At 73.0% G+C, this 21,742-nt stretch carries 17 protein-coding genes; 13 read left to right on the forward strand and 4 right to left on the reverse strand.

Annotation, left to right across the window (positions count from 1 at the left end; genetic code table 11):
- Nucleotides 1-232: 232 nt before the first annotated feature.
- From AB5J87_RS25665 to AB5J87_RS25680, 4 genes are all read right to left on the reverse strand, one after another.
- Complete coding sequence (locus AB5J87_RS25665; RefSeq protein ID WP_369379646.1) at nt 233-2,656, reverse strand: DUF3488 and DUF4129 domain-containing transglutaminase family protein; 2,424 nt, start codon at nt 2,654-2,656, stop codon at nt 233-235.
- Nucleotides 2,653-4,050 (reverse strand): DUF58 domain-containing protein, encoded by a 1,398-nt coding sequence (locus AB5J87_RS25670; protein WP_369383669.1) that lies wholly within the window; start codon nt 4,048-4,050, stop codon nt 2,653-2,655. Before AB5J87_RS25670 ends, AB5J87_RS25665 begins: the two co-directional genes overlap by 4 nt.
- The gene (locus AB5J87_RS25675) at nt 4,050-5,060 is read right to left on the reverse strand and encodes an AAA family ATPase (protein ID WP_369379648.1); all 1,011 of its coding nucleotides are present in this window, start codon (nt 5,058-5,060) and stop codon (nt 4,050-4,052) included. Before AB5J87_RS25675 ends, AB5J87_RS25670 begins: the two co-directional genes overlap by 1 nt.
- A gap of 278 nt (nt 5,061-5,338) precedes the next feature.
- Nucleotides 5,339-5,902: a beta-class carbonic anhydrase gene (locus tag AB5J87_RS25680; protein WP_369379650.1), complete on the reverse strand. Its 564-nt coding sequence runs from the start codon at nt 5,900-5,902 to the stop codon at nt 5,339-5,341.
- Nucleotides 5,903-6,313: 411 nt separating this feature from the next.
- On the opposite strand from AB5J87_RS25680, the gene rsmH reads away from it, so the two are divergent.
- The 13 genes from rsmH to AB5J87_RS25745 all read left to right on the forward strand — a co-directional run bounded on the left by rsmH (nt 6,314) and on the right by AB5J87_RS25745 (nt 21,703).
- On the forward strand, nt 6,314-7,321 hold the full coding sequence (rsmH, locus tag AB5J87_RS25685; protein ID WP_369379651.1) for a 16S rRNA (cytosine(1402)-N(4))-methyltransferase RsmH: 1,008 nt from the start codon (nt 6,314-6,316) through the stop codon (nt 7,319-7,321).
- On the forward strand, nt 7,314-7,925 hold the full coding sequence (locus tag AB5J87_RS25690; protein ID WP_369379652.1) for a septum formation initiator: 612 nt from the start codon (nt 7,314-7,316) through the stop codon (nt 7,923-7,925). Before rsmH ends, AB5J87_RS25690 begins: the two co-directional genes overlap by 8 nt.
- A gap of 4 nt (nt 7,926-7,929) precedes the next feature.
- Nucleotides 7,930-9,864 carry a peptidoglycan D,D-transpeptidase FtsI family protein gene (locus AB5J87_RS25695; RefSeq protein WP_369379653.1) on the forward strand — a complete coding sequence of 645 codons (1,935 nt, stop codon included), beginning with the start codon at nt 7,930-7,932 and terminating at the stop codon, nt 9,862-9,864.
- A gap of 13 nt (nt 9,865-9,877) precedes the next feature.
- Nucleotides 9,878-11,563: a UDP-N-acetylmuramoyl-L-alanyl-D-glutamate--2,6-diaminopimelate ligase gene (locus AB5J87_RS25700; protein ID WP_369379654.1), complete on the forward strand. Its 1,686-nt coding sequence runs from the start codon at nt 9,878-9,880 to the stop codon at nt 11,561-11,563.
- Entirely contained in the window at nt 11,560-12,966 is a 1,407-nt protein-coding gene (gene murF, locus AB5J87_RS25705; protein WP_369379655.1) for a UDP-N-acetylmuramoyl-tripeptide--D-alanyl-D-alanine ligase, read from the forward strand. Before AB5J87_RS25700 ends, murF begins: the two co-directional genes overlap by 4 nt.
- On the forward strand, nt 12,963-14,033 hold the full coding sequence (gene mraY / locus AB5J87_RS25710; protein ID WP_369379657.1) for a phospho-N-acetylmuramoyl-pentapeptide-transferase: 1,071 nt from the start codon (nt 12,963-12,965) through the stop codon (nt 14,031-14,033). The genes murF and mraY overlap by 4 nt, the downstream gene beginning before the upstream one ends.
- Nucleotides 14,015-15,445, forward strand: coding sequence for a UDP-N-acetylmuramoyl-L-alanine--D-glutamate ligase (murD, locus tag AB5J87_RS25715; protein ID WP_369379659.1), 1,431 nt, complete (start codon nt 14,015-14,017; stop codon nt 15,443-15,445). Before mraY ends, murD begins: the two co-directional genes overlap by 19 nt.
- A gap of 60 nt (nt 15,446-15,505) precedes the next feature.
- Nucleotides 15,506-16,849 (forward strand): putative lipid II flippase FtsW, encoded by a 1,344-nt coding sequence (ftsW, locus tag AB5J87_RS25720; protein ID WP_369379660.1) that lies wholly within the window; start codon nt 15,506-15,508, stop codon nt 16,847-16,849.
- 6 nt (nt 16,850-16,855) lie between these two features.
- Nucleotides 16,856-17,941: an undecaprenyldiphospho-muramoylpentapeptide beta-N-acetylglucosaminyltransferase gene (gene murG, locus AB5J87_RS25725; RefSeq protein WP_369379662.1), complete on the forward strand. Its 1,086-nt coding sequence runs from the start codon at nt 16,856-16,858 to the stop codon at nt 17,939-17,941.
- A gap of 24 nt (nt 17,942-17,965) precedes the next feature.
- Nucleotides 17,966-18,745, forward strand: coding sequence for a cell division protein FtsQ/DivIB (locus AB5J87_RS25730; RefSeq protein WP_369379663.1), 780 nt, complete (start codon nt 17,966-17,968; stop codon nt 18,743-18,745).
- Between the two features lie 276 nt (nt 18,746-19,021).
- Nucleotides 19,022-20,215: a cell division protein FtsZ gene (gene ftsZ, locus AB5J87_RS25735; protein ID WP_369379665.1), complete on the forward strand. Its 1,194-nt coding sequence runs from the start codon at nt 19,022-19,024 to the stop codon at nt 20,213-20,215.
- A gap of 17 nt (nt 20,216-20,232) precedes the next feature.
- Nucleotides 20,233-20,994, forward strand: a complete 762-nt coding sequence (gene pgeF, locus AB5J87_RS25740; RefSeq protein WP_369379666.1) for a peptidoglycan editing factor PgeF — start codon at nt 20,233-20,235, stop codon at nt 20,992-20,994.
- Complete coding sequence (locus tag AB5J87_RS25745) at nt 20,981-21,703, forward strand: YggS family pyridoxal phosphate-dependent enzyme (protein ID WP_369379667.1); 723 nt, start codon at nt 20,981-20,983, stop codon at nt 21,701-21,703. Before pgeF ends, AB5J87_RS25745 begins: the two co-directional genes overlap by 14 nt.
- Nucleotides 21,704-21,742 lie beyond the last annotated feature (39 nt).

The following is a 21,742-nucleotide window of genomic DNA, read 5'->3' on the forward strand; positions in this document are numbered from 1 at the left end:
GCATGGATGTCCGTCCCCGGTCGTCCTGGGTGTACGTCGTCCCCGGCCGTCCTGGCCGTACGTCATGACCGGCCGTCCCCGCCGTATGGCCCAGCCGTACATCCGGTCCGTACGGGTGGTCCCCCCGGACGCCTCTGCCGGACGGGGAGGTCGCGCGCGTGGGCCGACGGGGGAGGTGGGGGCGGTCGGACCGCCCCCACCCGGAGCCCCCGTCAGGCGCCCGGAGCCCCCGTCAGGAGGAGCCCTCGGCCCCCTGCTCCGACGGCGGTGTCCGCCTCGGCACCAGCGCTTTCGCACGGGCCGCAAGGGAGCTCGTCAGGGCCTCCCGCCTGGCCGTCGCCGCCCACACCACCCGGGCGGCCGAACGCGGGGCGAGATCCGCCCGCAGTCGCACCCAGGCGGTGACCGACGCGCGCAGGCCCGCGCGGGCGCGCCGGGCGTCCTGCTCCAGGCCCTCCGTCGCGAGCGGCCGTGGCGCGTACAGCACCTGCTCCACCGCGGTCGCCGCCCGGTGCACCGACTCCGCCGCCTCCCCCTCCAGCTTGCCGAGCCGCACCATGCGCGCGGCGGCCCCGCGGGGGGTGAGCGACTCGTCGGGGGGCAGACCGTGGTCCCACGCCGTGTCGGTGATCTCCCGCCACACCGCCAGCGTGGCGGCGGCCGGGTCGGCCTCGTGGCGGCTGCCCGGGGCGAGCCGCCTGGCGCGCACCCGGACCCGCCACAGCCAGGGCAGCAGCGGCAGCCCCAGCACGGCCAGCACCCCGAGGGCCACCGCCGCCACCGTGGCGAGCGGCGTACCGCCGTCACCGCCGCCCGTGACGACCGGCGCGACCGGGCCGCCGCAGTCGTTCTGCTTGCGCATCTGCGCGGTGCAGGACGACGAGGGCGAGGGCGCGGCCGAGGGCTGCGCCGAGGGGCCGGCGGACGGCTTCGCGGGATCGGTGGGCGAGCCCGACGGGGCGTCCGGCCGGGTGTAGTCGGGCGCGGAGCCGCGCGAGGGGGTGGGCTCGAACCGGGTCCAGCCCACGCCCTCGAAGTACAGCTCGGGCCACGCGTGCGCGTCCCGCAGGCCCACCGACATCGTCCCGTCCGAGCGCGGGTCGCCGGGCGTGAAGCCCACCGCCACCCGGGCCGGTATGCCCAGGACGCGGGCCATGGCGGCCATCGAGAACGAGAAGTGGACGCAGAAGCCCTGCTTGTCCTTGAGGAACCGGGCGATCGCCTCCGTACCGCTGCCGGACTCCACCTGGGTGTCGTAGGTGAAGCCGCCGCGCACCGCGAACCAGTCCTGGAGCATCACGGCCCGCTGGTAGTCGCTGGTCGCGCCCCGGGTGATCCGTCTGGCGGTGCTGCTCACCACGGGCGGCAGGGACGAGGGGACCTTGGTGTACTCCGTGCGCAGCGCGGGCGGCGCGGGCGGCGCGGAGGCCAGCTGGTCGGCGGTCGGCCGCACCTGGAGGCTGGTGACCTGGTACTGCACCCCGCGGGTCGTCTGGCCCCGGTCGCCGACCAGGGTCCGCCCGACCGGCTCGAAGCGCCAGTGCCCGCCGATGTCGACCTTGGTCGCGGGGTAGGGCATCGGCAGCCAGTTCTGGGTGTACCAGCCGGCCGCCGAGACGCTGGTGCGGATCTCGGCGGTGCCGACCGACGGGCTCAGCCCCTCGGGCTGCGGCAGTACGTCCGGCACGTCCTTGATCTTGCGCTCGGACGACTTCCAGGAGGTGCCGTCGAACTGGTCGAGCGCCACGATCCGCAGGTACATGTCCTGGGTGTCCTGCGTGTTGGTGCGGTAGCGCAGCACCTCGCGGTCCTCGGGCTGGTTGAGGCTGTTCTGGAGCGAGACCAGCGGATTGACCGCCGAGATGGTGCCGCCCGAACCGCCCTCGCCGCTGCCGCCGCCGGTGTCGCCGAAGAGCCCCGAGCCCATCGCGGGCAGCGCGGCCGGGATCACCAGGGCGATGCCGAGCGCGAGCGCCCCGATCCGCCGGCCGGTGCGCACCGGCGCCAGCGCGGCGCCGTCCGGCTCGAACACGGCGGTCTGGGCGCGGCCCGGCCGCGCCGCCCCGCCGAACACCCGCCCCCACTGGGAGAGCCGGTCGCGGCCCTCGGCGAGCAGGAGCAGCAGATAGCCCGCGGACGCCAGCACGAACCACAGCCAGCTCGCCCCGCCGTCGGAGAGCCCCGCGGCCACCGAGTACAGCGCGAGCAGCGGAAGACCGGCCGGGGCGGCGCTGCGGAACGTCACCGCCAGCGCGTCCACCACCAGCCCGATCGCCAGGGTGCCGCCGACGACCAGCAGCTTGATGCCGTCGGTGGCCGGGGCCGGGATCGCGTACCGCCCGACGTCGTCGGCGCCCTGCTGGAGCAGCCGGTCGAGCTGCTCGAAGGCTTCCGGGCCCGGCAGCAGCCCGCCGAGCGCCTGGTCCCTGGCGAAGACCAGGGTCAGCAGCACCAGCGTCACCACGGCCTGGGCGAGGATCGTCAGCGGCCGGGCCAGCGGCACCCGCCGGGCCAGCGCGCCCACGCCGGTCTGGATCGCCAGCAGGAACGCGGCCTGCAGGATCCAGGCCGCCGGATTGACCAGCGGCAGCAGTGAGGTCGCCGCCATCATCGTGGCCGCGAAGGCGCACAGCGCCAGCCGTCCGCGCCCGCTCATGACCACGCCCCTGACGTTCCCGGTATCCCCGCCGCAGCGGCCGGGGCGGTCCCCGTGCCCGTACGGTCCTGACCCGCCTGCCGCCACAGCGCCGACAGCGGTACGCCGGGCGGTACGGCCAGCGCCGTCCAGCCCGCCTCGCGCAACAGCCGCAGCGACCGCTCGGCCGGGCCGGGCCCGCCGGTCGGCGCCGCGCCGCGCGTCCACAGGTCGCTGTCGAGGACGAAGGCGATGGCCGCGCCGCTGCGCCGCCGCATCTTCGCCGCGACCGCGGCCTGTTCCTCGTCGAGGTCGCCGAAGAACCCGACGAGCAGTCCTTCGTTGCCGCCGCGCAGCACGTCGTGGGCGCGCGAGAGGCCGCCGCCGTCGGAGTGGTCCACGACCGCGAGGGTGTCCATCATCAGCCCCGCCGAGTCCGAGGAGTCCTGGGTGGAACCGGCGAAGCCGCCCGCCCCGTCGCCCGGCACCGAGCTGCCGGTGTCGGTCAGCAGCCGCACCGAGTACCCGCGCTCCAGCATGTGCACCAGCACCGAGGCCGCGCCCGAGACCGCCCATTCGAAGGCCGAGTCGGGGCCCGCGCCCGCGTACGCGATGTCGCGGGTGTCGAGCAGCACCGTGCAGCGGGCGCGCTGGGGCTGCTCCTCGCGGCGCACCATCAGCTCGCCGTAGCGCGCGGTGGAGCGCCAGTGGACGCGGCGCAGGTCGTCGCCGTGCCGGTAGAGCCGGGGGATCACGTCGTCCTCGCCCGCCAGCGCCAGGGAGCGGTGGCGGCCGTCGCCGTACCCCGCGGCCTCGCCGGAGAGGCGGACCGGGGGCAGCGGCTCGGTGCGCGGTATGACGGTGAGGGTGTCGTAGGCGCTGAACGCGCGCGTGAGCTCGCACATCCCGAACGGGTCGGTGAGCCGCAGCTGGAGGGGGCCCAGCGGATAGCGCCCGCGCAGGTCGGAGCGGACCCGGTAGGACACCTCGCGCTTGCCGCCGCCCTCCACCCGGTCCAGGACGAAGCGGGGCCGGGGCCCCAGCACGTACGGCACCCGGTCCTGGAGCATCAGGAGGCCGGTGGGCAGCCGCGAGACGTTGTCCACGCGCAGGTGCACCCGCGCCTCGGAGCCCGCGGGCACGCGCGCGGGGGAGAGCCGGCGGCTGCCCGCGACCCGGTAGCGCGTGCGGTAGAGCACGGTCGTGCAGACCAGCGGCAGCACCGCGAGCAGCAGGCCGACCCGCAGCAGGTCCTTCTGGCCCAGGACGTACGCGCAGATCGCGGCGGCGATCCCGGCCGCCAGGAAGGAGCGCCCGCGGGTGGTCAGACCGGAGAGCGCGGCGCGCGGGCCGCCCCGCTGCGCGCTCTCCCGGTTGTCTTCTCCCGGTCCCGCCGGGGGTGCCCCGGCCGCCATCACGGGCGCCGGGTGCCGGGCTGCTGCTGGCCGTAGAGCGGGCCGCCGGTCTGCGGCACGGGGGTGCGCTGGAGGATCTCCAGGACGACCTGCTCGGCGGTGCGGCGGTTCAACTGGGCCTGGGCGGTGGGCAGCAGCCGGTGGGCGAGGACCGCGACGGCGAGCGCCTGGACGTCGTCCGGCAGCGCGTAGTCCCGGCCGCTGAGGGCCGCGGACGCCTTGGCCGCGCGCAGCAGGTGCAGGGTGGCGCGCGGCGAGGCGCCGAGTCTGAGGTCCGGATGGCTGCGGGTGGCGCCGACCAGCTCCACCGCGTACCTGCGGATCGTCTCGGCGACGTGGACCTTGCGGACGGCGTCGACGAGCTTGACGATGTCGTGCGCGTGGGCCACCGGCTGGAGGTCCTCCAGCGGCGAGACGGCGCCGTGCACGTCGAGCATCTGGAGCTCGGCCTCGGCCGACGGGTACCCCATCGAGACGCGGGCCATGAAGCGGTCGCGCTGGGCCTCGGGCAGCGGGTAGGTGCCCTCCATCTCCACCGGGTTCTGGGTGGCGACGACCATGAAGGGGCTGGGCAGTTCGTAGGTCTGGCCGTCGATGGTGACCTGGCGCTCCTCCATCGACTCCAGGAGGGCGGACTGCGTCTTGGGCGAGGCGCGGTTGATCTCGTCGCCGATCACGATCTGCGCGAAGATCGCGCCCGGCTTGAACTCGAAGTCGCGCCGCTGCTGGTCGTAGATCGACACACCGGTGATGTCGGACGGCAGCAGGTCCGGTGTGAACTGGATGCGCCGCACCGAGCAGTCGATGGACTTCGCCATCGCCTTGGCCAGCATGGTCTTGCCCACGCCGGGGACGTCCTCGATCAGGAGGTGCCCCTCGGCGAGCAGTACGGTCAGCGCGAGCCGTACGACCTCGGGCTTGCCCTCGATCACACCCTCCACCGACCTGCGGACACGCTCCGCAGTGGCGGTCAGATCTGTGAGGCTCGCTCGCTCGTCATAGGTCGTCACCCGGCCCTCCTCGGCCCTTCCCCCCGCCCCGGGGGCGGGGGGTTACCCCAGTTTGCCTGTGGGCCGGCGCACTGGAGACGGCGCGGCCCACTTCGAAATACGGACACCCCGCCCGAGGCGTTCGGAGGGATGTCACACCCGCATTCTTGTTGGCGTCGCCGCGTTGTGTCACTCGCCTGTGGATAACTGGAGGGGATATGTCGGGGGTTGCCGTCTTTTTGGCGCCGAATCGTCCCCGAAGTGTTTCCGGGGCGTCCGTCGAAAACCCGTGGGAGGGCTCAGGCCGCGGGGTCGATCTCCCGGAGCAGACCGGTGGTGACGTCGAAGACGAAGCCGCGCACGTCGTCGACGCTGAGCAGGAAGGGCGAGGTGCGGACCCGCCGCATCGACTGGCGCACGTCCTGGTCGACGTCGCGGAAGGACTCCACCGCCCAGGCCGGGCGCTGGCCGACCTCGTCCTCGATCTCGTGCCGGAAGTCCTCGGTCAGCGACTCCAGGCCGCACCCGGTGTGGTGGACGAGCATGATGCTGCGGGTGCCGAGCGCCCGCTGGCTTATGGTGAGCGACCTGATGACGTCGTCGGTGACCACGCCGCCCGCGTTGCGGATGGTGTGGCAGTCGCCGAGTTCGAGGCCGAGGGCGGCGTGCAGGTCGAGCCGGGCGTCCATGCAGGCCACGACGGCGACCTTGAGGACCGGTCGGGCGTCCATGCCCGGGTCGGTGAAGGCGTCGGCGTACCGGCGGTTCGCGTCCACCAGGCGGTCGGTGACGGCCCCGCCGTCCTGGACCGCGAGGTGAGGACGGGAGTGGGGTTCTGCGGGGAGGTGCGCAGGAGTCGACATGTCTTCGACGGTAGTCGCCGTAGATCGTCCGGTCGCGCCGTGCGGTCGGAAAAATCCCGTCAACCCGGCCGGTTGTGAGGTAACCCACAGGCGTGGTAATCGGTCGCCCGTGCGGGTGAAAAGCGCATCCCGCCACGCCCTGGGCCGTTGATTGACCGAAAGGACCGGTGGACTAAAGTGACGCGAAGTGGGAGGGGTGACACGCTCCGGCCCGCTCGCGGGACACAGATCGGTCTCCGCGGTACGCAGCAGTTGCACAGTTTTCCCCCGCGTGCGCGGCGCGCGTACGGCTCGGCCTCCTCCCGCTCGCCGGTCGGCTGACGCCACTTCCCCGGCGCCTGCAGACCCTTCGCGAGCGGGCGGGGACCAGGCGGTATGCGCGGGGCGCCCGCCGGACCTGAGAGGGCCAAAGTGACAGGGCGCGAAGCGCTTCCTTGCGAGGGTGACGGCGGGCGGCAAGAGGCACAGGGCCGGCACGTCCCGGTGATGCTCCAGCGGTGCCTGGACCTGCTGGCCCCGGCCCTCCAGGAGCCGGGCGCGGTCGTCGTCGACTGCACCCTGGGCCTGGGCGGCCACAGCGAGGCACTCCTGACGCGCTTCCCCGAGGCCCGGCTGATCGCGCTGGACCGGGACAAGGAGGCCCTGCGGCTCTCCGGCGAGCGCCTGGCGCCCTTCGGCGAGCGGGCCACCCTGGTCCACGCCGTCTACGACGAGCTCCCCGAGGTCTTGGACCGCCTCGGCGTCCGGCGCGTCCAGGGCATCCTGTTCGACCTGGGCGTCTCCTCCATGCAGCTCGACGAGGCCGACCGGGGCTTCGCCTACGCGCAGGACGCCCCGCTCGACATGCGCATGGACCAGACGACCGGGGCCGACGCCGCCGAGGTGCTCAACACCTACCCGGCGGGCGAGCTGGTGCGGATCCTGCGGCAGTACGGCGAGGAGAAGCAGGCCAAGCGGATCGTCTCGGCGATCGTGCGCGAGCGCGAGAAGGAGCCGTTCAGCAACAGCGCCCGCCTGGTCGAGCTGATCCGCGACTCGCTGCCGCAGGCCGCCAAGCGCACCGGCGGCAACCCCGCCAAGCGCACCTTCCAGGCCCTGCGCATCGAGGTCAACGGCGAGCTCTCGGTCCTGGAGCGGGCGATTCCGGCCGCCGTGGCGGCCCTGGACGTGGGGGGCCGCATCGCCGTCCTCTCGTACCACTCGCTGGAGGACCGCCTGGTCAAGCAGGTCTTCGCGGCCGGTGCCGCCAACACCGCGCCGCCCGGCCTGCCGGTGGTGCCCGAGCGCTACCAGCCGCGCCTGAAGCTGCTGACCCGCGGCGCCGAACTGCCCACGGAGGAGGAGGTGGCGGAGAACCGCAGGGCCGCCCCCGCCCGGTTCCGGGGGGCGCAACGGATCCGGGAGGACATTCGTGAGTGAACCGGCCGGACAGCTACGGGGGCGGGCCGCGCGGCTCGGCAGGCTGCTGCCCCCGCCGGGCGCGCGCAGCGCCGCCCGCACCCCGTTCGTACTGCTGGTCGTCGTGCTCCTCGGCGGCGGTCTGATCAGTCTGCTGCTGCTGAACTCGGCGCTCAACGAGGGCTCGTTCAAACTGAGCGAGCTCCGCCGGAGCACCACCGGGCTCACCGACGAGCAGCAGGCGCTCCAGCGGGACGTGGACGGCCTCTCCGGCCCGGACGCGCTCTCCCGGCGGGCCACCGAACTCGGCATGGTCCCCGGCGGCAGCCCGGTCTTCCTCAACCCCGACGGCACCGTCAAGGGCGTCCCCGCGGCGGGCGCCGCCCAGCCGCCCCCGGCCCTCGGCCCGGAGCTGGTCCAGGGCCCGGCCGCCCTCACCGTCCCCGCCCCGGCCGCCGAGTCCCCGGCCGCCTCCCCGGCCCCCGAGGCGCCGCAGGCCCAGCAGACCCCGCAGCACAGCGCCCCGCAGCCGGCCCCGGCCAGGAGCGCCCCCGTCCGTACGCCCTCTCCCGCCGCGCCCCCGGTGCCGGCCCCCGCGAAGACCTCCCCGACCTCCGGCAGGTGACGCAGTGAGCCCCCAGGAACCGCCGCGCCGCCGGGTGCCCGGGCCCGCCCGCCCGCGCCCGCAGGCCCGCCCGGCCGTGCGCCGCCCCGCCAAGGCCCCCACCCGCATAAGGCTCGGCAGCCCCCGGCCCCGGCTGCGGCTGGTCAGCCTGGGGCTCACCCTGATCATGATCGCGTTCGTGGTCCGGCTGCTCCAGGTGCAGGCGGTGGACGCGAGCGCGTACTCGGCCAAGGCCGAGAAGAACCGGTACGCCAGCTATGCGCTGCCCGCCGAGCGCGGTGAGATCACCGACCGCACCGGGGTGGCCCTGGCCACCAGCGTCGACGCGTACGACATCACCGCCGACCCGTCGATGTTCACGCCCGCGGCCAGCAAGGCCGACGACGCCCCCGAGCAGGCCGCGGCCCTCCTCTCGCCGCTGATCGGCAAGGACCAGGCGGAGATCGCCAAGAAGCTGAAGACCCCCAAGAGCCGCTATGTGGTCCTCGCCCGGCGCCAGACCCCGCAGATCTGGAACCAGATCAAGGACCTGAAGAAGGTCTTCGCCGAGAAGGCCCGCGCCGACCTGGCCAAGGGCGGCACCGGCGCCAACGTGCTCGGCGGCGTCTTCAACGAGTCCAGCAGCAAGCGGGTCTATCCGGGCGGCGACCTCGCCGCCGGGATACTGGGTTACGTCAACGCCGAGGGCCGGGGCGGCGGGGGCCTGGAGTCCCAGCTGGACAAGGTCCTGGCCGGCCAGGACGGCAAGATCACCTACGCCCAGTCGGGCGGTCGCCGGGTGCCCACCGCGGGCACCCGCGAGACGCCCGCCGTGCCCGGCTCCGGCGTCGAGCTGACCATCGACCGGGACATCCAGTGGATGGCCCAGAAGGCCATCACCGACCAGGTCCGCAAGTCCCGGGCCGACCGGGGCTACGTGGTGGTCCAGCGCACCGACACCGGCGAGGTGCTGGCCATGGCCAACGCCCCCGGCTTCGACCCCAACGACCTCGGCCACGCCAGCGCGGCGGCGCTGGGCAACGCGGCCCTCCAGGACGCCTACGAGCCGGGCTCCACCGCCAAGGTCATGTCCATGGCCGCGGTCCTGGAGGAGAACGCGGCGACCCCGCTGACCCACGTCACCGTCCCCAACCGGCTCCACCGCGGCGACCGGCTCTTCAAGGACGACATCGACCACCCGACCTGGAACCTGACGCTCAACGGCGTCCTCGCCAAGTCCAGCAACATCGGCACGATCCTCGCCGTGGAGCAGCTCGGCAAGACCGACGCCGAGGCCGACCGCGTCCTCTACTCCTACCTGCGCAAGTTCGGCATCGGCTCGCCGACCGGCCTCGGCTACCCCGGCGAGACCCCCGGCATCCTCGCGCCGCCGCAGAAGTGGTCCACCTCCCAGCAGTACACGGTCCGCTTCGGCCAGGGCCTCTCGCTCAACGCGATGCAGGCCGCCTCGGTGTACTCGACGATCGCCAACGGCGGTGTACGGATCGAACCGACCCTGGTGCGCGGCACCAAGGGCCCCGACGGCCGGTTCACCCCGGCCCCGGCGCCCCAGCAGTCCCGGGTGGTCAGCGAGAAGACCGCCACGGCCGTGGCCCAGATGCTGGAGTCGGTGGTCGGCGACGAGGAGGGGACCGGAGTCAAGGCCCGCATTCCCGGGTACCGGGTCGCGGGCAAGACCGGAACCGCCAACCGGGTCGACCCCAAGACCGGCCGCTACCACGGCTACACGGCGTCCTTCGCCGGTTTCGCGCCCGCCGACAAGCCGGCCGTCACCGTCTACTGCGCCATCCAGAACCCGACCAAGGGCAGCTACTTCGGCGGCCAGATCTGCGGCCCCATCTACAAGCAGGTCATGGAGTTCGCCCTCAAGACCCTGCAGATCGCTCCCACCGGAGCCAAGGCGCCCGAGCTGCCCGTCTCCTTCGGCAGCACCGACTGAATCCGGAACCATCGTGACAACCATCACCCCGGGTCCCGGGAACCGGGACCGCGACCACCACGCCCCGCCCCCCTCTTTTGGCGACCCGGCGGGTACGCCCGGTACGCTCACCGCCGTGCCACACGCTGATCAGTACCGAACCACTCCGCAGGACAGCCCCGCGACACAAGCGGGGACGCCCCGTCCGGACCGGGCCCGCCCCACGTCCCTGGGCGAGCTGGCAGAGCGGCTGGGGGCCCGGAGCCCGGGGTCGGGAGAGGTCACCGGCATCACCCACGACTCCCGTGCCGTCCGCCCCGGCGACCTCTACGCGGCCCTGCCCGGCGCCCGCCTCCACGGCGCCGACTTCGCGGCCCAGGCCGCGGGGCTCGGCGCGGTGGCCGTCCTCACCGACCCGGCGGGCGCCGAGCGCGCCGCCGCCACCGGGCTGCCGGTGCTGGTCACCGAGGACCCGCGCGGCGCGATGGGCGAGCTGGCCGCCGAGATCTACGGCCGCCCCGGCCGCGACCTGCTCCAGCTGGGGATCACCGGGACCTCCGGGAAGACCACCACCGCGTACCTCGTCGAGGGCGGGCTGCGCGGCGCCGGACACCGCACCGGCCTGGTCGGTACGGTCGAGATGCGCATCGGCGACGAGCGCATCAAGTCCGAGCGCACCACCCCCGAAGCCACCGACCTCCAGGCCCTGTTCGCGGTGATGCGCGAGCGCGGGGTCCAGTCGGTCGCCATGGAGGTCTCCAGCCACGCGCTGGTGCTGGGCCGGGTCGACGGCTGCGTCTTCGACGTCGCCGTCTTCAACAACCTCAGCCCGGAGCACATGGAGTTCCACTCCGGCATGGAGGACTACTTCCAGGCCAAGGCGCAGCTGTTCACCCGGCGGCGCGCCCGGCTCGGGGTGGTGAACTTCGACGACGAGTACGGCCGCCGCCTGGTGACCGAGTCGGAGATCCCCGTCACCACCTTCTCCGCCGAGGGCCACCCGGACGCCGACTGGCGCGCCGAGCACGTGGACGTGCGCCAGGACAGCTCGACCTTCACGGCCGTCGGCCCGGACGGCCGACGGATCTCGGCCACCGCCCCGCTGCCGGGCCCCTTCAACGTGGCGAACACCCTCGCCGCGATCGTCACCCTGGCCGTCGCGGGCATCGACCCGCAGACGGCCGCCGACGGGGTGGCGGCCGTGCCGGGCGTGCCCGGCCGGCTGGAGCGGGTCGACGCGGGCCAGCCGTTCCTGGCCGTCGTGGACTACGCGCACAAGACGGACGCCGTCGAATCGGTTTTGCGCTCGCTGCGCAAGGTCACCAAGGGCCGTCTGCACATCGTGCTGGGCTGCGGCGGCGACCGTGACACCACCAAGCGCGCCCCGATGGGCGCCGCGGCGGCCCGGCTCGCCGACACCGCCGTACTGACCTCGGACAACCCCCGTTCCGAGGACCCCCTGGCCATCCTGGCCGCGATGCTCGCGGGCGCCGCCGAGGTGCCCGCGCACGAGCGCGGCGACGTCCTGGTCGACGCCGACCGGGCCGCCGCCATCGCCGCGGCCGTGGCCCGCGCCCGGCCGGGCGACACCGTCCTGGTCGCGGGCAAGGGCCATGAGCAGGGCCAGGACACCAACGGGGTGATCCGCCCCTTCGACGACCGTGTGGTCCTGCGGTCCGCGATCGAACACCGCCAAGAACAGTCAGGGATGAAGCAGTGATCGCCCTCTCCCTCGCCGAGATCGCCGAAATCGTCGGCGGGCAGTCGCACGACATACCGGATCCGTCCGCCCAGGTCACCGGATCCGTCGTCATCGACTCCCGCCAAGTGGCGCCCGGTTCCCTCTTCGCCGCCTTCGCGGGCGAGCACGTCGACGGCCACGACTACGCGCGCGTGGCCCACGAGGCGGGCGCGGTGGCCGTGCTGGCCACCCGGCCCCTCGGCGTGCCCGCCGTCGTGGTCGACGACGTCCAGGGCGCCCTCGGCGCGCTGGCCCGCGAGGTCGTGCGGCGCCTGGGCACCGACGTGGTCGCGCTCACCGGCTCGTCCGGCAAGACGTCCACCAAGGACCTCATCGCACAGGTGCTCCAGCGGCACGCGCCGACGGTCTTCACGCCGGGCTCGCTCAACAACGAGATCGGCCTGCCGCTGACCGCGCTCACCGCCACCTCCGAGACCCGTCACCTGGTCCTGGAGATGGGGGCGCGCGGCATCGGCCACATCCGCTACCTGACCGGGCTGACCCCGCCGCGCATCGGGCTCGTCCTCAACGTCGGCACCGCCCACATCGGCGAGTTCGGCGGCCGGGAGCAGATCGCCGAGGCCAAGGGCGAGCTGGTCGAGTCCCTGCCGGCCGACGGCTGCGCGGTGCTCAACGCGGACGATCCGCTGGTGCGGGCCATGGCGCCGCGCACCCGGGCGCGCGTGCTGCTCTTCGGCGAGGCCGAGGACGCGGACGTGCGCGCCGAGAATGTCCGGCTCACCGATGCCGGACAGCCTTCCTTCAGCCTTCACACACCCTCCGGGTGCAGCGACGTGACCTTGCGCCTGTACGGTGAGCACCACGTGTCGAACGCGCTCGCCGCGGCCGCCGTCGCCCATGAGCTGGGCATGTCCGCAGACGAGATCGCCCGCGCGCTCTCCGAGGCGGGCACCCTCTCCCGCTGGCGTATGGAGGTCACCGAGCGTCCGGACGGTGTGACGGTCGTCAACGACGCCTACAACGCGAACCCCGAGTCCATGCGAGCCGCCCTGCGCGCGCTCGCGGCCATGGGCAAGGGGCGCCGGACGTGGGCGGTGCTCGGTCCGATGGCCGAGCTCGGCGACGAATCGCTCGCCGAGCACGACGCGGTCGGACGGCTCGCCGTCCGGCTCAACGTCAGCAAGCTCGTGGCAGTCGGGGACCGGGAGGCGTCCTGGCTGCAACTGGGCGCTTACAACGAGGGTTCGTGGGGTGAGGAGTCGGTGCACGTGTCCGACGCACAGGCGGCCGTCGACCTGCTGCGCAGTGAACTGCGCCCGGGAGACGTCGTGCTGGTGAAGGCATCGCGGTCGATCGGTCTGGAACGGGTGGCACTCGCGCTGCTCGACGGTGGCGTCGAGGGCGAGGTCGCCGCCCGATGAGGCAGATCCTCTTCGCGGGAGCCATCGGTCTCTTCCTGACCCTGGTCGGCACCCCGTTGCTCATCAAACTGCTCGCCCGCAAGGGCTACGGCCAGTTCATCCGCGACGACGGCCCCCGCGGCCACGCCGGGAAGAAGGGCACGCCCACCATGGGTGGCATCGCCTTCATCCTGGCGACGCTCATCGCGTACGCCGCGACCAAGCTGATCACCAACGAGGAACCGACCATCTCGGGCCTGCTGGTGCTCTTCCTGACCGCCGGCATGGGCCTGGTCGGTTTCCTCGACGACTACATCAAGATCGTCAAGCAGCGCTCGCTCGGTCTGCGCGCCAAGGCGAAGATGGCCGGCCAGCTGATCGTCGGCATCGCCTTCGCGGTCCTCGCGCTCCAGTTCAAGGACTACCGGGGCAACACCCCCGCGTCCACCAAGCTCTCCTTCATCACGGACTTCGGCTGGACCATCGGGCCCGTCCTGTTCGTGATCTGGGCGCTCTTCATGATTCTCGCCATGTCCAACGGCGTGAACCTGACGGACGGTCTGGACGGTCTGGCCACCGGCGCGTCGGTGATGGTCTTCGGCGCGTACACCTTCATCGGGCTGTGGCAGTTCCAGGAGTCCTGCGCCAACGCGCAGACCCTGACCAACCCCAACGCCTGCTTCGAGGTGCGCGATCCCCTCGACCTCGCGGTGGTCGCCGCGGCCCTGATGGGCTCCTGCTTCGGCTTCCTGTGGTGGAACACCTCACCCGCCAAGATCTTCATGGGCGACACCGGTTCGCTCGCGCTCGGCGGCGCGCTCGCGGGTCTCGCGATCTGCTCGCGCACCGAGTTCCTCATCGCGCTGCTCGGCGGCCTCTTCGTGATGATCACGATGTCGGTCGTCATCCAGGTCGGCTCGTTCAAGATGACCGGCAAGCGCGTCTTCCGGATGGCTCCGCTCCAGCACCACTTCGAACTCAAGGGCTGGTCCGAAGTCCTCGTGGTGGTCCGGTTCTGGATCATCCAGGGCATGTGCGTGATCGTGGGTCTCGGTCTCTTCTACGCGGGATGGGCAGCCGACAAGTGAGTGAGAGCTGGCAGGGCAGGCGGATCACCGTCGCCGGTCTCGGGGTGAGCGGCGTCAGCGCCGCCCGCGCCCTGACCGGCCTCGGCGCCGTGGTGACGGTCGTGGACGGCGGCGACTCGGCCGGTCACCGCGAGCGCGCGGCCGAACTGGCGGAGGAAGGTATCTCCGTCCGCCTCGGCGACGCGGTGACGCTTCCCGAGGGGACCGACCTGGTCGTCACCTCGCCCGGCTGGAAGCCCGGCTCCCCGCTGTTCGAGGCCGCCGCGCAGGCGGGCGTCGACGTGGTCGGCGACGTCGAGATCGCCTGGCGGCTGCGCGGCCCGGACGCCGCCCCCTGGCTGGCGATCACCGGCACCAACGGCAAGACCACCACCACGCAGATGCTCGCGTCGATCCTGCGCGCGGCGGGCCTGCGCACCGCCGCCGTCGGCAACATCGGCACGCCGATCGTCGACGTGGTGCTCGGCGAGGAGACGTACGACGTCCTCGCGGTGGAGCTCTCCAGCTACCAGCTGCACTGGGCGCCCTCGCTGCGCGCCCACTCGGCCGCCGTCCTCAACCTGGCCCCGGACCACCTCGACTGGCACGGCTCCATGGAGGCGTACGCCGCCGACAAGGGCCGCGTCTACGAGGGCAACACGGTGGCCTGCGTCTACAACGCGGCCGACCCGGCCACCGAGGACCTGGTGCGCGAGGCGGACGTCGAGGAGGGCTGCCGGGCCATCGGCTTCACCCTCGGCACGCCCGGCCCCTCCCAGCTCGGCGTCGTGGACGGCATCCTGGTCGACCGCGCCTTCGTCGCCAACCGGCAGAAGAACGCCCAGGAACTGGCCGAGGTCGCCGACGTCAACCCGCCGGCCCCGCACAACATCGCCAACGCCCTCGCGGCGGCGGCCCTGGCCCGCGCCTTCGGCGTCGAGCCCCGGGCGGTGCGCGAGGGGCTGCGGGCGTTCCGGCCCGACGCCCACCGGATCGCCCACGTCGCCGACGTGGACGCGGTGGCGTACGTGGACGACTCCAAGGCGACCAACACCCATGCCGCCGAGGCGTCGCTGGCCGCCTACGAGCCGATCGTCTGGATCGCCGGGGGACTCGCCAAGGGCGCCTCCTTCGACGAGCTGGTCCAGCGGTCCGCGAAGCGGCTGCGCGGGGCCGTCCTGATCGGCGCCGAGCGCCACCTGATCGCCGAAGCGCTGGCGCGACACGCCCCCGAGGTACCGGTGGTCGACGTCGACCGGACCGACACTGGGGCGATGTCGGCGGCGGTCCGCGCGGCGGCCGGGCTCGCCGAGCCCGGGGACACGGTCCTGCTGGCCCCGGCCTGCGCCTCGATGGACATGTTCACCAACTACAACGAGCGCGGCGAGGCGTTCGCGGAAGCGGTCCGCGAACTCGCCGCCGAGCGCGCCTAGCCGGCCGGGACCCGTCCCGCGGACCGGCGGCGCCGGGCACGACTGGAGGGGACAGCACACATGCCGGCCGAAGCGACCCCGCCCGGACTCGTCCTGCGCGGCCGTGCCGCCGGGTCCGTCCGCCGCCCCGCCGTCCGGCGCGGCGGCACCGGTGCTCCCGCCTCGCGCGGCGGCGGCCCGCGCCGTACCTTCGAGCGGGCCCGGCGGGCCTGGGACCGGCCGCTGACCGCGTACTACCTGATCCTCGGCAGCTCGCTGCTGATCACCGTGCTCGGTCTGGTGATGGTCTACTCGGCCTCGATGATCAAGGCCCTGGAGCTGTCGCTGCCGGCCTCGTACTTCTTCCGCAAGCAGTTCCTGGCCGCGCTGATCGGCGGGGCGCTGATGTTCGCGGCCGCCCGGATGCCCGCCAGGCTGCACCGGGCGCTGTCGTACCCGATGCTGGTCGTCACCGTCTTCCTGATGGTCCTGGTGCAGGTCCCGGGGATAGGGATGTCGGTCAACGGCAACCAGAACTGGATCTATCTGGGCGGCCCGTTCCAGCTCCAGCCCAGTGAGTTCGGCAAGCTGGCGCTGATCCTGTGGGGCGCGGACCTGCTCGCCCGCAAGCAGGACAAACGGTTGCTCACCCAGTGGAAGCACATGCTGGTGCCGCTGGTCCCGGTGGCCTTCCTGCTGCTCGGGCTGATCATGCTCGGCGGTGACATGGGGACCGCGATCATCCTCTCCGCGATCCTCTTCGGCCTGCTCTGGCTGGCGGGAGCGCCCACCCGGCTCTTCGGGGGCGTCCTCGCGGTCGCCGCGACCATCGCGGTGCTCTTCATCAAGACCAGCCCCAACCGGATGGGCCGGCTCGCCTGCATCGGGGCCACCGACCCCGGACCCCAGGACCAGTGCTGGCAGGCCGTGCACGGCATCTACGCCCTCGCCTCGGGCGGATGGTTCGGTTCCGGGCTGGGCGCGAGTGTGGAAAAATGGGGTCAACTCCCCGAACCGCACACCGACTTCATCTTCGCGATCACCGGTGAGGAACTGGGTCTGGCGGGCACACTGTCGGTGCTCGCCCTGTTCGCGGCTCTAGGCTATGCGGGTATCCGCGTGGCCGGACGCACGGAGGACCCCTTCGTGAGGTACGCCGCGGGAGGTGTGACCACCTGGATCGTGGCCCAGGCCGTGATCAACGTCGGTGCGGTGCTCGGCCTGCTGCCGATCGCCGGTGTCCCGCTCCCGCTGTTCTCCTACGGTGGGTCCGCCCTGCTGCCGACCATGTTCGCCGTGGGGCTGCTGATCGCGTTCGCGCGGGACGACCCCGCGGCGCGGGCGGCGCTGGCCATGCGGCAGCCTCGGGTGAGTTGGAAGTCGATGAGACGGCGCGTCAAGAAGCGTCCGTCCGGAGAGCGGTGAATTTCGGTGCATGTCGTACTCGCCGGTGGGGGGACCGCCGGCCACATCGAGCCCGCGCTCGCCCTCGCGGACGCCCTGCGCAGGCAGGACCCGACCGTGGGGATCACGGCCCTCGGCACGGAGAAGGGCCTGGAGACGAGGCTGGTCCCCGAGCGGGGCTATGAACTCGCGCTCATCCCGGCCGTTCCGCTGCCCCGCAGGCCCACCCCCGAGCTGATCACGGTCCCGGGACGGCTGCGCGGCACCATCAAGGCCGCCGAGCAGATCCTGGAGCGCACCAAGGCGGACTGCGTCGTCGGCTTCGGCGGCTATGTGGCGCTGCCCGGCTATCTGGCCGCCAAGCGGCTCGGGGTGCCGATCGTCGTCCACGAGGCCAACGCCCGCCCCGGGCTGGCCAACAAGATCGGCTCGCGGTACGCGGCCGGGGTCGCCGTCGCCACGCCCGACAGCAAGCTCCGCAACTCCCGCTACATCGGCATCCCGCTGCGGCACTCCATCGCCACCCTCGACCGCGCCCGGGTCCGCCCCGAGGCGCGCGCCGCGTTCGGCCTGGACCCCAACCTGCCCACGCTGCTGGTCTCCGGCGGCTCGCAGGGCGCGCGCCGGCTCAACGAGGTGATCCAGCAGGTCGCTCCGGTGCTCCAGCGCTCCGGGATCCAGATCCTGCACGCGGTCGGCCCGAAGAACGAAGTGCCGCGCGTCGACAACATGCCCGGAATGCCGCCGTACATCCCGGTACCGTACGTGGACCGGATGGACCTCGCGTACGCCGCGGCCGACATGATGCTCTGCCGCGCGGGCGCGATGACCGTCGCCGAGCTCTCCGCCGTCGGGCTGCCCGCCGCCTACGTCCCGCTGCCGATCGGCAACGGCGAACAGCGGCTCAACGCCCAGCCGGTGGTCAAGGCGGGCGGCGGTCTGCTGGTCGACGACGCCGAGCTCACCCCCGCGTGGGTGCAGGACCAGGTCCTGCCCGTGCTCGCCGACCCGCACCGGCTGTACGAGATGTCCCGCGCCGCCGCCGAGTTCGGCCGCCGGGACGCCGACGACCTGCTCGTCGGCATGGTGTACGAGGCGATCGCCGCGCGCTGACGGAGCGGCAGAAGGCAGGGGACCGTGGCCGGACAGGCGACCGCTCGACGCGGAGCACAGGCGAACAAGTCCGGCCCGTCCGGCCCCCGCCGGCTGCGGCTGCCCGCCCGGCGCCGCCTGGTGCTGGTCCTGGCCGCGGCGGCGCTGCTGGCCGGGGCGCTGGTCTGGGTGCTGTACGGGTCGACCTGGCTGCGGGTCGAGCGGGTGCGCACCACCGGCACCGAGGTGCTCACCCCCGCCGAGGTCGAGGCGGTGGCGGCCGTTCCGGTCGGCTCGCCGCTGGTCTCGGTGGACACGGGGGCCATCGAGGCGCGGCTGCTGAAGAAGCTGCCGCGGATCGACTCGGTGGAGGTCTCCCGCTCCTGGCCGCACGGCATCACCCTCGAAGTCACCGAGCGCAAGCCGGTGCTTCTGCTGAAAAAGGGTGCGAAGTTCGTCGAAGTGGACGCCGGGGGTGTGCGGTTCGCCACGGTCGCCAAGGCGCCCGCCCGGGTCCCCCTGCTCGAACTGAATCCGGACAACTCGCCGAGTCTACGCCGATTTCCGGCCGAAACCCTGCTGCGCGAGGCGGTCCGGGTGGCGGGGGGTCTGCCGGCCCCGGTGGCCAGGGACACCCGCCTCGTCCGGGTCACTTCCTTCGACGCGGTCTCCCTGGAGTTGAGCCGCGGGCGTACCGTCCTGTGGGGGAGCGACGAGGACGGCGAGCTGAAGGCCCGTACGCTGGTCGCCCTCATGAAAGCGGCACCCAGGGCGCGGTACTTCGACGTGAGCGCCCCCACCGCCCCTGCGGCATCGGGGAGTTGACGCACATATGCGCTGGCCAGCACCCTGGTTGGTCATCGCTACGGGTGATCACATAGGGTGAAAAGAAAAACGGGAGGTTCGGCGTGTTCGTTGAACGTGCGCCACTTGTCGACTTAGTGTCCTGTTCGGAAGAGTCCAGGGAACAGACACATTGGTAACCCTAAACTTCAACGTTAGGGTTCGGGTCGGCGTTCGGACCGCCCCACATCGGCATTCGTCGTCGCCGCGCGGCAAGCGCACGTGACGACCCGTAATTCGAGGCGAGAGGCCTTCGACGTGGCAGCACCGCAGAACTACCTCGCAGTCATCAAGGTCATCGGTGTCGGCGGCGGTGGTGTCAATGCCATCAACCGGATGATCGAGGTCGGCCTCAAGGGCGTCGAGTTCATCGCCATCAACACCGACGCGCAGGCGCTGTTGATGAGCGACGCCGACGTCAAGCTCGACGTCGGCCGCGAACTCACCCGGGGCCTCGGCGCCGGCGCCAACCCGGCCGTCGGCCGCAAGGCGGCAGAGGACCACCGCGAGGAGATCGAGGAGGTCCTCAAGGGGGCCGACATGGTCTTCGTCACCGCCGGCGAGGGCGGCGGCACCGGCACCGGCGGCGCACCCGTCGTCGCCAACATCGCGCGCTCGCTCGGCGCCCTGACGATCGGCGTGGTCACCCGGCCGTTCACCTTCGAGGGCCGCCGTCGCGCCAACCAGGCGGAGGACGGCATCGCCGAGCTCCGCGAAGAGGTCGACACCCTCATCGTCATCCCCAACGACCGCCTGCTGTCCATCTCGGACCGCCAGGTCTCGGTGCTCGACGCGTTCAAGTCGGCCGACCAGGTGCTGCTCTCGGGCGTCCAGGGCATCACCGACCTGATCACCACCCCCGGTCTGATCAACCTCGACTTCGCCGACGTCAAGTCGGTCATGTCCGAGGCCGGTTCGGCGCTCATGGGCATCGGCTCGGCGCGCGGCGACGACCGCGCGGTGGCCGCCGCGGAGATGGCGATCTCCTCGCCGCTCCTGGAGGCGTCCATCGACGGCGCCCGCGGTGTGCTGCTCTCCATCTCCGGCGGCTCCGACCTCGGTCTCTTCGAGATCAACGAGGCGGCCCAGCTGGTCAGCGAGGCCGCCCACCCCGAGGCCAACATCATCTTCGGCGCGGTCATCGACGACGCGCTGGGCGACGAGGTGCGGGTCACGGTCATCGCGGCCGGGTTCGACGGCGGACAGCCGCCGGCCCGCCGGGACAACGTGCTGGGCTCCACCGCCGCCAAGCGCGAGGAGCCCGCGCCGGTCCGCGCGGCCGAGCGCCCGCTGGGCGGACTCGGCACCGTGGCCCCGCGCGAGGAGACCCCGGCCCCGGCCCCGGTCGAGACCGCCCCGGTCGGCGAGCCGGGCCCGGCGCCGGTGCCGACGGCCCGTCCGTACCAGGACAGCCAGGCCGAAGAGCTGGATGTCCCGGACTTCTTGAAGTGATAGGGCGGCACGCCCTCGTGAGCGGCGCGCACTTCGCCTTCACCGACCGGTGGGGCGGGGTGAGCGCCGCTCCGTACGAGGAGCTCAACCTCGGCGGCGCGGTCGGCGACGACCCCGCCGCCGTCCGGGCCAACCGGGCACTGGCCGCCGGGGCGCTGGGGCTCGACCCCGCCGCGGTGGTCTGGATGAACCAGGTGCACGGGCGGGACGTGGCCGTGGTGGACGGGCCCTGGGGTCCGGGCGCCGAGGTCCCCGCCGTGGACGCGGTGGTGACGGCCCGTCGGGGTCTCGCCCTCGCGGTCCTCACCGCCGACTGCACCCCCGTCCTGCTGGCCGACCCGGTGGCCCAGGTGGTGGCCGCCGCGCACGCGGGCCGGCCCGGGATGGTCGCGGGCGTGGTGCCCGCGGCGGTGCGGGCGATGGTCTCGCTCGGCGCCGAGCCGTCCCGGATCGTCGCCCGGACCGGGCCCGCCGTCTGCGGCAAGTGCTACGAGGTGCCGGCGGCGATGCGCGACGAGGTCGCCGCGGTCGAGCCGGCCGCCCGGGCCGAGACCGGCTGGGGGACCCCGGCGGTCGACGTGACCGCCGGAGTGCACGCGCAGCTGGCGGCGCTCGGAGTGACGGACCGGCAGGCGTCCGGGGTGTGCACGCTGGAATCGGCCGACCACTTCTCGTACCGCCGCGACCGCACCACCGGACGGCTCGCCGGATACGTCTGGCTCGACGCCCCGGCCGCCGGGGGAGCCGAGGGAGAGGGAAGCGGACATGACGGACCGTAGGCAAGAACTCGCCGCGAACCTGGCACAGGTGGAGGAACGTATCTCCGCAGCCTGTGCCGCCGCCGGGCGCAAGCGGGACGACGTGACCCTCGTCGTGGTCACCAAGACCTACCCGGCGAGCGACGTGCGGATCCTGTACGACCTGGGCGTCCGTCAGGTCGCCGAGAACCGCGACCAGGACGCCGGCCCCAAGGCGGCGGCCTGCGCGGACCTGCCCGGTCTGCACTGGCACTTCGTGGGCCAGCTCCAGACGAACAAGGTCCGTTCCGTGGTGACTTACGCCGATGTGGTGCAGTCCGTGGACCGGGACCGGCTGGTCACCGCGCTCTCCGCCGCCGCCGTGAAGGCGGAGCGGGAGGTGGGCTGCCTGATCCAGGTCGCGCTCGACGCCCGCGCGGGCGGCCGGGGCGAGCGGGGCGGCGTCGCGCCGGACGGGATCGAGGAGTTGGCCGCCCTGGTGGCGGACGCGCCCGGGCTGCGGCTGGACGGTCTGATGACCGTGGCGCCGCTGGTCGGGGAGTACGCGGGCCGGGAACGGGCCGCGTTCGAGCGGCTGATGGTTTTGTCGACTGACCTGCGCCGGGCCCATCCGGCTGCGAACATGGTGTCAGCAGGGATGAGTGCGGACCTCGATGTGGCCGTTGCGGCCGGTGCGACACATGTACGCGTCGGTACGGCGGTACTCGGAGTCCGACCCAGGCTCGGGTAACGTCGCGAAGCAAGTCGGACCACAGCAGAAAATATGGTC

Source organism: Streptomyces sp. cg36, assembly GCF_041080675.1.
Lineage (GTDB): Bacteria > Actinomycetota > Actinomycetes > Streptomycetales > Streptomycetaceae > Streptomyces.